Genomic DNA, 13,333 nt, shown 5'->3' on the forward strand with positions numbered 1-13,333 from the left:
TTATGGAAGGAATTATGAATTTTTTATATATAATAACAGTAATAGTTGTTGCTGTTTTATTAATTAGATGGATTGGTGCATGGATGCTTAGAATAGATGAAGTTATAACTCTTCAAAAAGAAATACTAAAAGAACTTAAAAACAAAAACCAATAAATTATGAATAAAATTTTAATCATTATTTTTTTAACTATTTGCAGTTACTCAAGTTTTGGACAAACAATTAACGGAATACCTATTAAAGATTTAGATGTACAATATTTGCAAATATTAGGCACATCTAAATTGATGTCATCAAAACTCACAATAACAATTGATATAGGTCAAAAAACAAAATTTTTTTCTAACAATACAGATGAAACTCTTTTAAAAGATGAAAAAGGAGAAGGATTAATATTCAACTCCATGATAGATGCATTAAATTTTTTATCAGCTAATGGATATGAATTTGTTACAGCATACGTTTTAACGGTTGGAAATCAAAATGTATATCATTACTTAATGAAAAAAAACAAATAATGAATAGAATTATACTATTACTTATTACTATTATTTTTTTTGGATGTTCTAGCAATGATGACGCTCCAAAGGAATCATATTCTTTTGAAAACAGAACAGATTATAATGTAACCATAAGTCCTTATGATTCCAAATTTGACAATGCCCCTGATTTTGAATTTAAAATAAGTCCTAATGAAAAAAAAACTTATTCTAGTGAATACATTTATACCGCTTTTAAAATAAAGTCTAGTGAATCAATTCAAAACTTCACTTATAAATCAAGAGATGGTGTTCGTGTTATTTACTCGTTTCATAAAGCATTAGAGTATAAAATTACAGGAACATCTAAAAGTGCTGATATTACTTATGTAGGTTCTAACGGTGAAACACATCAAGAAACGGTACCAGTTCCTTATACTGTTAGCTATAATCAATTTGGAAACGACTTTAAATATATTTCTGCACAGAATAACGATAAAGTAGGTGGTGGTCTTACAGTAGAATTATTCATAGAAGATAATTTAATCTCATCTAAAACTTGTGGATCTTTCGGTTGTATTGTAACAGCTCAAAATTAAAAACATGTATCAATCAGACATCAAAATATTTGAATTAATTGATATACTCAAATCATTGGGTATAATTCGATTTGATACAGATTTTTGTAGAGAAATTGAAATGCCAAAACAAAGTTTAAGTAGAATTAAAAAAGGATTAGCACATTTTACCGCAAAGCACATTGAAAATATTTGCAAAGTTTACAAAGTCAATGCAAACTGGATTTTTGGTATTGAAAAAAACATCTTTAATCCTTCGCAAGTCAATACAGTAAAGAAATTAGCGTAAAATGGTTGTCGGCAACCCCAAAAAACTTAAAAACATTAAAAAAGCAATAAAAACGAGGAAATACAAATAATCAATTGCCTGATTATACAGTGATTACAAAAAGATAACAGTTAAGGGCTAGTTTTCATAACCCTGAGGTCCCGAGTTCAAATCTCGGTCTCGCTACAAAAACAAACCCTTAGACATTAATTGTTTAAGGGTTTTTTATTTAAATTAATTCCTCTCTCAGTGAGGAATTTGAGTGAGGAATTTTAAAAAAGCAGTAGACTATAACTCTAACAATTTGAATAATACGTAACCAGACCTCAGGTCCAGTAATATTATTTCTTTTTTCTTAAGTAAAAAAGTACTGCATTTTTAAAATACCACATTGTTAAATTACAATTTAAGTCAGCAATAATGAGTTTAATCTTTTCAATTTTATCAATTTCCTTCAATCATATACTGCCCAACTTAAAATAAAAAGTACTTCCCAGTCCTAATTCGCTTTCAATACCAATGGTTCCTCCTTGCGCCTCAATAAATTCCTTGCTTATGGCTAAGCCCAATCCCGTACCAGATTTATGGCTTCCGGGAATCTGAAAATACTTATCGAAAATTTTAGTTTTATAGCGGCTGTCAATTCCTTTTCCGGTATCAATCACTTGAAAAGCAATCTGATTATTTTCTTTTTTCAATTGTACCGTAATACTGCTATTTTCCGAAGAATACCGAATAGCATTGGTTAGAAAATTGATTAAAACCCAAGCCGTTTTTTCACTGTCAGCCTTCACTTCCGGCAAGTTATGCTCCATTTCTATCTGCAATTCGATTTGCTTTTGTTCGGCTTGCACTTTTATCGCTTCAATGGCATAATTTACAATTTCATACGGATTACTTTTTTCTATATTCAACTGAATATTTCCTGTTTCCAGTTGTGATAATTCCAGTAATTCTCCTGTAATTTTAAGCAATCTCTGGCTGTCCTCATTGATGCCGTCAATGAGCTGTTTTTGGTCGGTATTGATACTTCCTGTTTCTGGTTTTTCCAGCAATTGCAAACTCATTTTAATCGAAGCGATTGGGGTTTTCAACTCATGCGAAACGGTGGCAATGAAATTAGTTTTGGCAAAATCCAATTCTTTAAAAACAGTAATATTTCTTAAAATAATCACGTCACCAATAATGATAGTTTGGTCTTCTCCCGTTGGCTTTATAGTAATTGTTACTGTTTCTTTTTCGAAATAACTTTCCTTTCCATCGGCAAAAATTTTCATTGGAAGTGATTTTTGTCCCGAAGTATTGGAATCATTTGATAAATTATTTATAATTAAGGATTTCATCAAATCATTTGTTAATGCTAAAGTTGAAGCCAATTTTCCGATAGCTTCTTCCGATTTTAAACCCATAATTTTCAATGCTTCATCATTCGCAAATAAAATCAGACCTTCATTGTCCAATCCTATAATCGGGTCATGCATATTGTTAATCAGCGTTTCTAATCGTTTCTTTTCAAAGGACAGCTTATGCAGATTACTATTGCTGTATTCCTCGAGTTTTTGGGCCATTGAATTGAACGATTTGGCCAAATCGCCATACTCGTTATGAGTCATAAAATGCACGCGTTCCGAATAATTTTTATTGGCAATTTCTTTAATGCTTGCAGTAAGCTCTTTTATTGGATTGGCAATATTATTGGGTAAATTCACTAATAGATTGAACGCAATCAAGAAGCAAAGCGTACCTGTTACTGCAATCCACAAATTAGCGGTTTCGGCTGTATGTGTAGCAATATCACTTTTCTCTTTAATCGCAATCATATTCAACTTCATAATCTCAAAAACATCCTGCCGAATTTGGTTTTTTATAGTTTCATCAGTCCTATTTTTTTTTAAAAAATCAAAACTTTTTTGCAAATTATACGTCGCTTTATCTTCGCCAATCTCAGTAATATTGGCAATCTGATTCTTAAGATTCGTTTCAAAAACAACAATTGCTTTTTCTTCATCGACATTAATTTCATCTAATGAAAGGAGCATGTTCCGAGAATATTCGAGCGTATTGTAATTCGCTTTTAGAATGTTTTCAGTGTCTTTTTTTATCGAAAAAATATAAAACGCAGCCACTAATGAAAGTATAATTATCATTAGAAAAAGTAAGCCAACGCCCAAGTTTAATTTGGTTTTAATTCTCATATTGTCATTGCGAGGAACGAAGCTATCTCATCCCTCTTTTATTTAATTAGTTGTCACGAATTTACTCATGTAAATTTGTGAATCTGTGGCTATATTATTTTTATGCCAGAATTACTAAATCAACATTCGATAAAGAAAGACTATTCAATAAGCGCCTGAAAATCGTTGTTGACAAAATTACTTTAAATAAATTCAAGTGCGGTTTTCCTATGCAAACCGTTGTAATATTTTTTTGTTCCACAATTTTCAGCATGGCATCTGTAATATTAGAATTTTGAATTTTAATCACTTCTGCTCCAAGTTGTGTGGCTAATTTGAAATTATTTATCAAATGGCGTTGCTTGTCCAATGCAATTTTATCGCTGCTTTCTTTTGGTGTTTCCACGTATAAAACATACCAATTACAGTTGTAATAACTGGCCAAACGGGCTGCTTTTCTGATAACAATTTTAGCCGTTTTATCATTGCTGCTAATGCAAGCCAACAGTTTTTCATGTCGTAAAGCACTATTTTTCGGAACTTCATTCTCTACTTTTCTAAGCACTTGACCCGCAACTTCTTTCAACGCCAATTCCCGCAATTGTAAAATTTGATCTGATTTAAAAAAGTTATTCAAAGCCGTCTGAATTTTATCTGCGGTATAAATTTTCCCTTCTTTCAAACGGGCAATCAAATCCTCCGAGGTCAAATCAATATTCACCACCTCATCGGCCAATCGCAGCACATTATCCGGAATTCGCTCCTGAACATCAACATTGGTGATCCGTTTCACGTCTTCATTCAAACTTTCAATATGCTGAATATTCACTGCCGAAATCACATTAATTCCCGTTTCCAAAATCTCCAAAACGTCTTGCCAACGTTTCTCATTCTTGCTTCCCTCAATATTCGTATGCGCCAATTCATCAACAATAACCACCTCAGGACGCAAATTGATAATGGCTTGCACATCCATTTCCTCGAGTTGTTTGCCTTTATAGAAAAGCGTACGTCTTGGAATTACCGGTAAACCTTCGAGCAATTCGTGTGTTTCCGCTCGATTATGTGTTTCAATATATCCAATTTTTACATCAATCCCTTTTTTCAATAAAGTATGTGCTTCCTGCAGCATACGAAACGTTTTGCCCACACCGGCACTCATCCCAATGTAGATTTTAAACTTTCCTTTGCGTGATTTTTGTATTAAATCCAGAAAGTGCTTGACGTTATTTTCTTTTTCGTTGTCCATATTTTTTTATTCTATGAGAAGTGAAAAGTAAAATGTTTATAATCTACAACATCTCACTTTTCACTTTTCACTTTATTTAAAACGAAATCGCTAATGAAGTCGTCAAAAATAAATTGTCATTACTAGGCAAATTATCTTTCAAAAATACCGCATCCTTACTATTCAAATTTCGGGCTTCTACTCTGAACATTAAATTTTCAGTAACTAAATAGTCAAAATTAGCCGAGAAACCGTAGGTTTTAAATCCGTTTAGCGTTCCCGTTGCAATGATTACCCCTTTTTTGTCCTGATAATATTCGCCTCTTGCCGCCAACTGAATTTTAGCGGTTGGTTTGTATTGCGCAATCAAAATTGGAGAAAACCAAATGTCATATTTGTCACTTTTATTGGCTGATTGTTGCGAACCTATATCAAAACCAGCAATTACGCTTGTTTTTTCAGTCACTTTAAATTGTCCGTAAAAGTTATTGAAATAACGCCATTTTCTATCATTATCCGGTTGCTCATTTCCAACGTAGGTACTCCAATTCAATGTTGTTTTTGAAGTTGGTTTATAAGTAATTTGCGTTCCAAAAGCTGGTGTTTGATTATCCTCAACTTTCTGGATGCGTTGCCAGCCATTCAAATACATCGCAGCCAAATACCATTTTTCGCTTTTTGAAGTATAGCCAATTTTCACTCCCGTTTCATAATACGGAGAGTTGTCCGCCAAAATACTTCGGGTCAAAGTCATACAATCTTTACCAATCGCACTTTCAAAACCAATATGCGAGGGCATAATTCCCGCATCAACCCAAAGATTATGGGCTGCCGAAATTTTCACACCAATGTTCGCCTCATACACATTTTGTAATAAATCCTGTTCCGCTGCCAAATTATATTCAGCATATGTGCCCGCCATAAGTGCAAAGTTTCCACGAATATTATCCTTTGCATAATTCACTTTTACCAAACCTAAATTCAGATTCAATTCATTATGCTTGTTATGACTGTAAATAAATCCCGGTCGTACATGATTGTCTGGATTCCCAAAATCATAACTATAATAGGTCTCAACATATCCCGAAAACGTGAAGGAACTTTTTGACTCTTCTTGAGCATTAACTGTTGTAAATCCGAAAGCTATTAAAGCTGTAACTATTATTTTTTTCATTTTGTTAGTCATTGCGAGGAAGGAAGCATCCTCATTTATTATTATTATTATTATTACTCTAAGAAGCTAATCCCGCTATTCGTTGCAATCTTATGAGCCGAACACCAGCTCATAAGGATTTCCACTACTATCGGGGCTAAAAAGGGTGTTTTTTAATTATAAGTTTATTCCAACCCTGACTGGGTTATGTTTTTTTTATTTCAACGCATCCAAAGCCACATTCAATTCCAGAACATTCACTGTTGAAGTTCCCATTAACGAGGGTGTATTGATTTTGGTTTCCACCAAAGCTTTTACTTTATCTTCAGATAATTTTCTTTCCTTCGCCACGCGTCGTACCTGAATTAATGCCCCTTCTGGAGAAATATTTGGATCCAGACCACTTCCAGAAGCCGTAACCATATCTGCAGGTATTTCCCCTTTTTTCAAATACGGGTGCACAATCAAAAAGGTATCGATTCTTTTTTGAATCAAAGCCAAATACTCCGAATTGCTTGGTCCTTTGTTGCTGCCTCCACTTCCCGCAGCATTATAATCTACTGCCGAAGGTCGTCCCCAAAAGTAATTGGATTTATCGAATTTCTGTCCTATTTTTTGGTAACCCACCACCTTTCCGTTTATAGAAATGGTTTCTCCTTTTCCTTTGTTTGGAGCAAACTGCGCAATTCCGTAAATCGCTAACGGATAAATGACTGCTAGTAAAATTACCATTAATAAGGTAAATTTTAATATTGAAAATATATTTTTCATTTTGTTTATTTTATAAACCTAACAGGTTTCAAAAACCTGTTAGGTTTGATTTTACATAAATAGTGCTACAACCAAATCGATTAATTTGATTCCGATAAAAGGAACAATCAACCCACCCAAACCATAAATCAACAGGTTTCGTTTCAAGATGGCACTTGCACCAATTGGTTTATAATCTACACCTCTTAGAGCCAGCGGAATCAATATCGGAATGATAATCGCATTAAAAATCACCGCTGATAAAATAGCACTTTCCGGGCTGTGCAAACGCATGATATTCAAACCATCAAGAGCTGGAATCGCCGTAATGAAAAGCGCAGGAACAATAGCGAAATATTTCGCTACGTCATTGGCAATCGAGAACGTGGTAAGCGTTCCTCGGGTCATCAGCAATTGTTTTCCAATTTCAATAATTTCAATTAACTTGGTTGGGTCATTGTCTAGATCGACCATGTTTCCTGCTTCTTTTGCAGCTTGCGTTCCACTGTTCATGGCAACACCAACATCGGCTTGGGCAAGAGCGGGCGCATCATTGGTTCCATCACCCATCATCGCCACGAGTTTCCCATTTTGTTGCTCGTTTTTGATGTAGTTCATTTTATCCTCAGGTTTGGCTTCGGCAATGAAGTCATCGACACCGGCAGCCTCTGCAATAAATTTGGCCGTCAAAGGATTATCTCCAGTAACCATCACCGTTTTTACACCCATTTTTCGCAAACGGTCAAAACGTTCTTTCATTCCCGTTTTGATAATATCCTGCAATTCAATAACCCCTTGAACTTCATTGTTTTTGACAACGACCAATGGCGTTCCCCCTTTTGAAGAAATAGCTATAACCCTTTGAGCAGTATCATCCGGAAAATCATTTCCGGCTTGAAGCGCTATATTTTTTGCGGCATCTTGGGCCCCTTTTCTAATGTTGGTTCCATCTTTCAAGACAACTCCACTGGTTCGGGTTTCGGTAGTAAATTTGATTAAAGTAGCACCTTCAACAGACAATTTTTGAGCTACTTCCACTCCTGCCAATTCCACAATACTTTTTCCTTCGGGAGTATCATCGGCAAGTGAACTTAATACAGCCGACTTGATGAAATCGTCTTGCGAAACCCCTTTTGCAGGATAAAAATTAGTGGCTTTTCTATTTCCTATAGTGATTGTTCCTGTTTTGTCCAAAAGCAATACATCAATATCACCCGCAGTTTCTACCGCTTTACCTGATTTGGTAATTACGTTGGCACGTAAGGCTCTGTCCATCCCCGCAATTCCAATCGCTGAAAGTAAACCACCAATTGTCGTTGGAATCAAACAAACAAAAAGGGAGATAAAAGCAGCAATCGTAATTGGTGCATTCGCATAATCGGCAAATGGTTTCAAAGTAACACAAACAATCACGAAGATTAAAGTAAAGGCTGCCAACAAAATCGTTAATGCAATTTCGTTTGGTGTTTTCTGACGGCTTGCTCCTTCTACCAAAGCAATCATTTTATCCAGAAAACTTTCGCCTGGTTCGTTGGTAACGATTACTTTAATTTTATCAGACAATACTTTGGTCCCACCCGTTACCGATGATTTATCACCCCCAGATTCACGAATTACGGGCGCACTTTCTCCAGTAATGGCACTTTCATCGATAGTAGCCAATCCTTCAATAATTTCACCATCCGTTGCAATTAAATCTCCAGCTTCACAAACGAAAATATCGCCCTTCTTTAATTCAGAAGAACTGATATTTTTGATTTCACCATTAGGCAAAAGCTGTTTGGCCGGTGTTTCTTCACGTGTTTTTCTTAAACTGTCGGCTTGTGCTTTTCCTCTGGCTTCGGCAATAGCTTCGGCAAAATTGGCAAACAAAAGCGTTGCTAATAAAATTAAGAATACAATGAAATTATAAGCAAAACTACCTTGATCCTGTGCGCCAAATAAAATGGCTATACACACAGCAAGCATAATGGCAGTCCCGATTTCTACGGTAAACATTACCGGATTTTTGAACATTATCTTCGGGTTAAGCTTTACAAAAGACTGCACTAAGGCGTCTTTTACCTGCTTGCTCTCAAACAATGAATTGGATTTATTTTTAGTCATTTTTTTGTTTTATTATTATAATCATTCTGTTCAGTTAACTTTTTTAACCACATGGAAACATAGATTTTAATATCGTTTATGCTGAGAAGTTTCACTTTTATATAGTTTACATAGCTCTGTGAAAAATGGAATTTCTATTGATTCTCTTCTAACCACTTTTAATTCCTATGTCTCTGTTAAAGTTTTATAGCTAATCATTGAAAAATTAATTATTTATTTTAATGTAAAGTATTCTGCCAATGGACCTAAAGCCAAAGCTGGGAAGAAAGACAAAGCAGCAATGATGGCTATTACAGCAAAAACCATTACTCCAAAAATGGTAGTATCTGTTTTTAAAGTTCCCGCACTTTCCGGGATGTATTTTTTATTAGCTAATAATCCTGCGATAGCCAATGGTCCAATAATAGGAAGGAAACGACTCAATAACAATACAATTCCTGTAGTGATATTCCAAAACGGATTGTTGTCTCCTAAACCTTCAAAACCAGATCCATTATTCGCGGCACTCGAAGTATACTCATATAACATTTCCGAAAATCCATGATGTCCGGGATTGTTCAGCCATCCTGTTGCGTTTCCGCTAAACCAATAGCCCATTGCCGTATCATTCGCAGCAAAATAAGAAGCCAAAGCAGTTCCTGACAATATCAATAAAGGATGAAGAATAGCAATGAAAGCAGCAATTTTAACTTCGCGTGCTTCGATTTTCTTTCCTAAAAATTCAGGCGTTCTACCCACCATTAAACCAGAAATAAATACAGCCAGAATAATAAAAATATAGAAGTTCAAAATACCTACTCCGCATCCGCCATAAAAGGCATTGATCATCATAGCCAATAATTCCATCGAACCTGAAACTGGCATCGAACTATCGTGCATACTATTAACAGATCCTGTAGAAATTACCGTTGTGGCAATGCTCCAAAATCCAGTAATGGCAGATCCAAAACGAACTTCCTTGCCTTCCATAGCTCCAGTAGCTTGGGAGATTCCCATTCTTTCGATAGCTGGATTTCCGTTGAGTTCACTGATAACGGTTGGTATTACCAAAAGCAAGAAACCAACTGTCATTACTCCAAAAATAACGTATGAGAATTTTCTTTTCTTTAGATAAAAACCCAAAGCAAAAATCATCGCAAACGGGATAATTAGTTGTGCCCATAATTCGATCGCATTACTAAAATAAGTTGGATTCTCTAAAGGATGCGCAGAGTTGGCTCCAAAAAAACCACCACCATTGGTACCTATATGCTTGATGGCAATAAAAGCGGCGGCTGGTCCACGAGAAACTTCTACTGAATCTCCTTGCAAAGTAGTAATTGCATCTTTTCCTTCAAATGTCATTGGTGTTCCGCTAAACAACAGCGCCACAGCAACAATAGCAGAAAGTGGCAATAAAACGCGTGTACAGCTTTTGATAAAATAATTATAAAAATTCCCTAATTTATCGGTAGTTCTCTCTTTCATTGCAATAAAAACCATTGCTGCTGCTGCCATTCCGACACCAGCAGATACAAATTGCAAGAACATTAAGAACATTTGCGACAAATAAGAAACTCCACTTTCACCTGAATAATGCTGTAAATTACAGTTTACCACAAACGAAATGGCGGTATTGAACGCCAAATCGGGCGACATGGATGGATTATTGTCAGGATTTAAAAATAGTGACCCTTGAAATAATAGAATAAAAAAACAAAGAAAGAACCAAACCATATTTACACTCAAAAGTGCTTTTAAATGTTGCTTCCAGTTCATTTCTTCAGTTGCATTGATGCCGCTGATTTTAAAAATGAATTTTTCAATTGGATTGAAAATCGGGTCAAGTAACGTTTTATCATTCGAATAAATTTTAGCAATATACCTTCCTATTGGAATAGCCAAAACTATCGAGACGATAAAAATACTGATGACACCAAATAACTCTGTATTCATAATTTTAATTTTTGATTGTTGATTTTAGATTTTAGATTCTCTGTGACAATCTTAAATTCCAAAAATTCATTTTTTTTTAAAATTTTTCTGGTTTGATTAATACATAAACCAAGTAGCCAAATACGGCTAGAGCGACAAGAAATAGTGCGATCATAATTTAGATTTTTTCAAAGAATTCGACTGATTTAAAACAAATCACAAAGAGCACAGCTCCTAATGCGAGTAAAAGAATGGTGATTAACATGGATTTTTAGATTATTTGGATTATTAGACTTTTAGACAATCGATTAGCCTCATTACACTCCCGAAGCATTGATTTGTTTGATGTATTCTGCCTTTAACGATTTTGGAAACAGATTGGAAATACTGCAATGACGCAGTTCCATAAAAGAGGAAACCGAAAAAACATACACATTAGAAATGGCACTCTTTGTTTCGCTGCTTCCTGTTGCAAATAGCCGCTCTGCCAAAGCCAAACATTTTTTTGCTCTGGTAATGTTTCCAGTAATGATTGCAGTCTTAGTGATTTCGGCAAAGCGTTCTGCTTGTTTGTAAATCGTAGTGACTTGATTTTTCATAAGAATGATTTTTTATGTTCTTCATCGCTTATGCCAAAATGTATTCCAAGAAATCACAGACACATATAAAGCACCATCAATTAGTGACTTATGTATTTTTAGTCAAAATACGGCATAAAAAAAGCCTATCATTTTGATAGGCTTTTCTCGTTTTGATATCTTTTTCAAGGCTCAGAACTCCGAAAGTGTATGATTATAAATTACTGAATATTGTATTCGTCTAATTTTCTATAAAGCGTTGCAACTCCTATTTCTAATAAGCGTGCCGTTTCTGCTTTATTGCCTTTTGCATAATTTAGAACTTTCTGGATGTGCAATTTTTCCACACTTTGCATAGAGAAAGCAGACAGTGTTTTGTTGGTTTTATCCTCCTGATGTTGCATCTCATAAGGTAAAACGTCTTGGGTCAGTATTTCACCATTTACCAAAATTACAGATCGCTCAATTATATTTTTTAATTCTCTGATATTTCCAGGCCAATGGTAGGTTTCTAATTTATGAAGAAATTCGACATCAATAGACAATGTTTGCTTGTTTGTTTTAGCTGAAAATTGTGCCACAAAATAATGTGCCAATGGAGCAATATCTTTTATTCTTTCCCGTAATGGCGGAATTGTAATCTCAAAAATATTTAATCGGAAATACAAGTCCGAACGAAAACGGTGTTCTTCACTTTCGGTTTTCAAATTGCGATTGGTTGCGGCAATTAGCCTAAAATTTGATTTTTTGGGAGTGGTATCGCCTATTTGAATGTATTCGTTGGTTTCTAAGACACGTAACAATTTAGCTTGTAATTCTAATGGCATTTCGCCAATTTCATCCAAAAATAAAGTTCCGCCATTCGCCTCTTCGATGAATCCTTTTTTGTCTTTGATGGCGCCTGTAAAAGCCCCTTGTTTGTGTCCGAACAATTCGCTTTCGAGAATTTCCTTACTGAAAGTACTGCAATTTAAAGCTACAAATGATTTCCCTACTCGGTTACTATTTTCATGAATGGCTTGCGCAAAAACTTCTTTTCCAGTTCCAGTTTCTCCGGTTAAAAGCACGGTCGAATCTGTTTTGGATACTTTTTTGGCCAAATCAATTACTTGTTCCAATCCTTTAGATTTTCCAATAATAGTATCAAAGGAATATTTATCTGAAATTCGTTTTTCGAGCTGTTTGACTTTTTTTAATAATTGTACTTTTTCCAATGCTTTGTATAACAATGGGATAATTTTATCATTATCATCGCCTTTTACGATATAATCGAAAGCTCCGTTTTTCATGGCTTGAACACCATCGGAAATTTTGCCGAAGGCAGTTAATAAAATAACTTCTGTTAGAGGAAAAGCCGCTTTTATCTTTTGAACAAAATCAACCCCATTGCCATCAGGAAGTTTGACATCACAAAGTACCACATCAATATCATTATGTTCTAATTTCTTTAAACCTGATTTTAAATCGGATGCTTCAAGAACTTCGAAGCCTTCTGATTTTACGATTCGGGCAAGAAGGCTACGTAGTTTTTCCTCGTCGTCAATAATGAGTATGTTTTTCAAGATAGAATAGATAAAATTTTAGGTTACAAAATTAAGATTTATTTCTTAACTTTCTGTGATGACTAAGTTAACATGTCCAGTTGGTTGCACAGTCTTTTTTGTTTCACAGAATACTATATTTTGGATTGTTAGCCTTGGTTTTATTATTTATGAATCAGTACTTCTAGTTTTTGGTATGATGATTTGAATTTTAAACTGAGGTTTTAATAAGCACAAAAGTATCGAGTAGTTTTGATACTGAAATGTTTTTGATACTATTTTTAATTCTGTGATGTTTTTATATTACAAGTAATGTGAATTCTAGCTTTAAAAATTCATTCAGATTTGTGAACAATTAATTATACTTATGCTGTAGGTGTTTGTTTCTTTTTACAACCAAACCCTAATTTTAAACTATTTTACTTTGATTTGTTATTTCCTGATACTTTATTGCTAACGATCTACACCAATATTTACCTATTATAGATACCAATAACCCTCCTATTCGTCTAAGCATAATTCTCTGTTTTTATTTGTTGCTGCAAATTAAAAACCATACTTCGC

The 13,333-nt window shown here is 34.6% G+C and carries 13 protein-coding genes; 4 read left to right on the forward strand and 9 right to left on the reverse strand.

The window, feature by feature from the left end; genetic code table 11:
• Positions 1-2: 2 nt before the first annotated feature.
• Genes E0H99_RS17200 through E0H99_RS07210 form a run of 4 tightly spaced genes read left to right on the forward strand, consistent with a single transcriptional unit; the run spans position 3 to position 1,346 of the window.
• Complete coding sequence (locus E0H99_RS17200) at positions 3-155, forward strand: hypothetical protein (protein WP_165930271.1); 153 nt, start codon at positions 3-5, stop codon at positions 153-155.
• A 3-nt stretch (positions 156-158) separates the two neighbouring features.
• On the forward strand, positions 159-518 hold the full coding sequence (locus E0H99_RS07200; RefSeq protein WP_131993084.1) for a hypothetical protein: 360 nt from the start codon (positions 159-161) through the stop codon (positions 516-518).
• Entirely contained in the window at positions 518-1,078 is a 561-nt protein-coding gene (locus E0H99_RS07205) for a hypothetical protein (protein ID WP_131993087.1), read from the forward strand. The genes E0H99_RS07200 and E0H99_RS07205 overlap by 1 nt, the downstream gene beginning before the upstream one ends.
• A 4-nt stretch (positions 1,079-1,082) precedes the next feature.
• Positions 1,083-1,346: a helix-turn-helix domain-containing protein gene (locus tag E0H99_RS07210; protein WP_131993090.1), complete on the forward strand. Its 264-nt coding sequence runs from the start codon at positions 1,083-1,085 to the stop codon at positions 1,344-1,346.
• Between the two features lie 437 nt (positions 1,347-1,783).
• Here E0H99_RS07210 and E0H99_RS07215 read toward each other — a convergent pair whose 3' ends face one another.
• The 9 genes from E0H99_RS07215 to E0H99_RS07255 form a co-directional block, all read right to left on the reverse strand.
• Positions 1,784-3,520 (reverse strand): ATP-binding protein, encoded by a 1,737-nt coding sequence (locus tag E0H99_RS07215; RefSeq protein ID WP_131993093.1) that lies wholly within the window; start codon positions 3,518-3,520, stop codon positions 1,784-1,786.
• Between the two features lie 100 nt (positions 3,521-3,620).
• Entirely contained in the window at positions 3,621-4,748 is a 1,128-nt protein-coding gene (locus E0H99_RS07220) for a sensor protein KdpD (protein WP_131993096.1), read from the reverse strand.
• A gap of 76 nt (positions 4,749-4,824) precedes the next feature.
• The gene (locus E0H99_RS07225; protein ID WP_131993099.1) at positions 4,825-5,901 is read right to left on the reverse strand and encodes a porin; all 1,077 of its coding nucleotides are present in this window, start codon (positions 5,899-5,901) and stop codon (positions 4,825-4,827) included.
• Between the two features lie 195 nt (positions 5,902-6,096).
• Positions 6,097-6,651: a K(+)-transporting ATPase subunit C gene (locus E0H99_RS07230; RefSeq protein ID WP_131993102.1), complete on the reverse strand. Its 555-nt coding sequence runs from the start codon at positions 6,649-6,651 to the stop codon at positions 6,097-6,099.
• A gap of 51 nt (positions 6,652-6,702) precedes the next feature.
• Complete coding sequence (gene kdpB / locus E0H99_RS07235) at positions 6,703-8,736, reverse strand: potassium-transporting ATPase subunit KdpB (RefSeq protein WP_131993105.1); 2,034 nt, start codon at positions 8,734-8,736, stop codon at positions 6,703-6,705.
• 213 nt (positions 8,737-8,949) lie between these two features.
• The gene (gene kdpA, locus E0H99_RS07240; RefSeq protein WP_131993108.1) at positions 8,950-10,671 is read right to left on the reverse strand and encodes a potassium-transporting ATPase subunit KdpA; all 1,722 of its coding nucleotides are present in this window, start codon (positions 10,669-10,671) and stop codon (positions 8,950-8,952) included.
• Positions 10,672-10,747: 76 nt separating this feature from the next.
• Positions 10,748-10,825 (reverse strand): K(+)-transporting ATPase subunit F, encoded by a 78-nt coding sequence (gene kdpF / locus E0H99_RS07245; protein WP_131917220.1) that lies wholly within the window; start codon positions 10,823-10,825, stop codon positions 10,748-10,750.
• A gap of 142 nt (positions 10,826-10,967) precedes the next feature.
• Positions 10,968-11,249, reverse strand: coding sequence for a hypothetical protein (locus E0H99_RS07250; protein WP_131993111.1), 282 nt, complete (start codon positions 11,247-11,249; stop codon positions 10,968-10,970).
• A gap of 200 nt (positions 11,250-11,449) precedes the next feature.
• Positions 11,450-12,793, reverse strand: coding sequence for a sigma-54-dependent transcriptional regulator (locus E0H99_RS07255; RefSeq protein WP_165930275.1), 1,344 nt, complete (start codon positions 12,791-12,793; stop codon positions 11,450-11,452).
• Between the last annotated feature and the right edge of the window lie 540 nt (positions 12,794-13,333).

The organism is Flavobacterium sp. GT3P67, assembly GCF_004349155.1.
GTDB classification, from domain to species: domain Bacteria; phylum Bacteroidota; class Bacteroidia; order Flavobacteriales; family Flavobacteriaceae; genus Flavobacterium; species Flavobacterium ranwuense.

What these genes read in the sequence shown, in the direction of transcription:
- E0H99_RS17200 (WP_165930271.1), top strand. Translation starts at nt 3, where the DNA reads ATGGAAGGAATTATGAATTTTTTATATATAATAACAGTAATAGTTGTT.
- E0H99_RS07200 (WP_131993084.1), top strand. Translation starts at nt 159, where the DNA reads ATGAATAAAATTTTAATCATTATTTTTTTAACTATTTGCAGTTACTCA.
- E0H99_RS07205 (WP_131993087.1), top strand. Translation starts at nt 518, where the DNA reads ATGAATAGAATTATACTATTACTTATTACTATTATTTTTTTTGGATGT.
- E0H99_RS07210 (WP_131993090.1), top strand. Translation starts at nt 1,083, where the DNA reads ATGTATCAATCAGACATCAAAATATTTGAATTAATTGATATACTCAAA.
- E0H99_RS07215 (WP_131993093.1), bottom strand. Translation starts at nt 3,520, where the DNA reads ATGAGAATTAAAACCAAATTAAACTTGGGCGTTGGCTTACTTTTTCTA.
- E0H99_RS07220 (WP_131993096.1), bottom strand. Translation starts at nt 4,748, where the DNA reads ATGGACAACGAAAAAGAAAATAACGTCAAGCACTTTCTGGATTTAATA.
- E0H99_RS07225 (WP_131993099.1), bottom strand. Translation starts at nt 5,901, where the DNA reads ATGAAAAAAATAATAGTTACAGCTTTAATAGCTTTCGGATTTACAACA.
- E0H99_RS07230 (WP_131993102.1), bottom strand. Translation starts at nt 6,651, where the DNA reads ATGAAAAATATATTTTCAATATTAAAATTTACCTTATTAATGGTAATT.
- kdpB (WP_131993105.1), bottom strand. Translation starts at nt 8,736, where the DNA reads ATGACTAAAAATAAATCCAATTCATTGTTTGAGAGCAAGCAGGTAAAA.
- kdpA (WP_131993108.1), bottom strand. Translation starts at nt 10,671, where the DNA reads ATGAATACAGAGTTATTTGGTGTCATCAGTATTTTTATCGTCTCGATA.
- kdpF (WP_131917220.1), bottom strand. Translation starts at nt 10,825, where the DNA reads ATGATCGCACTATTTCTTGTCGCTCTAGCCGTATTTGGCTACTTGGTT.
- E0H99_RS07250 (WP_131993111.1), bottom strand. Translation starts at nt 11,249, where the DNA reads ATGAAAAATCAAGTCACTACGATTTACAAACAAGCAGAACGCTTTGCC.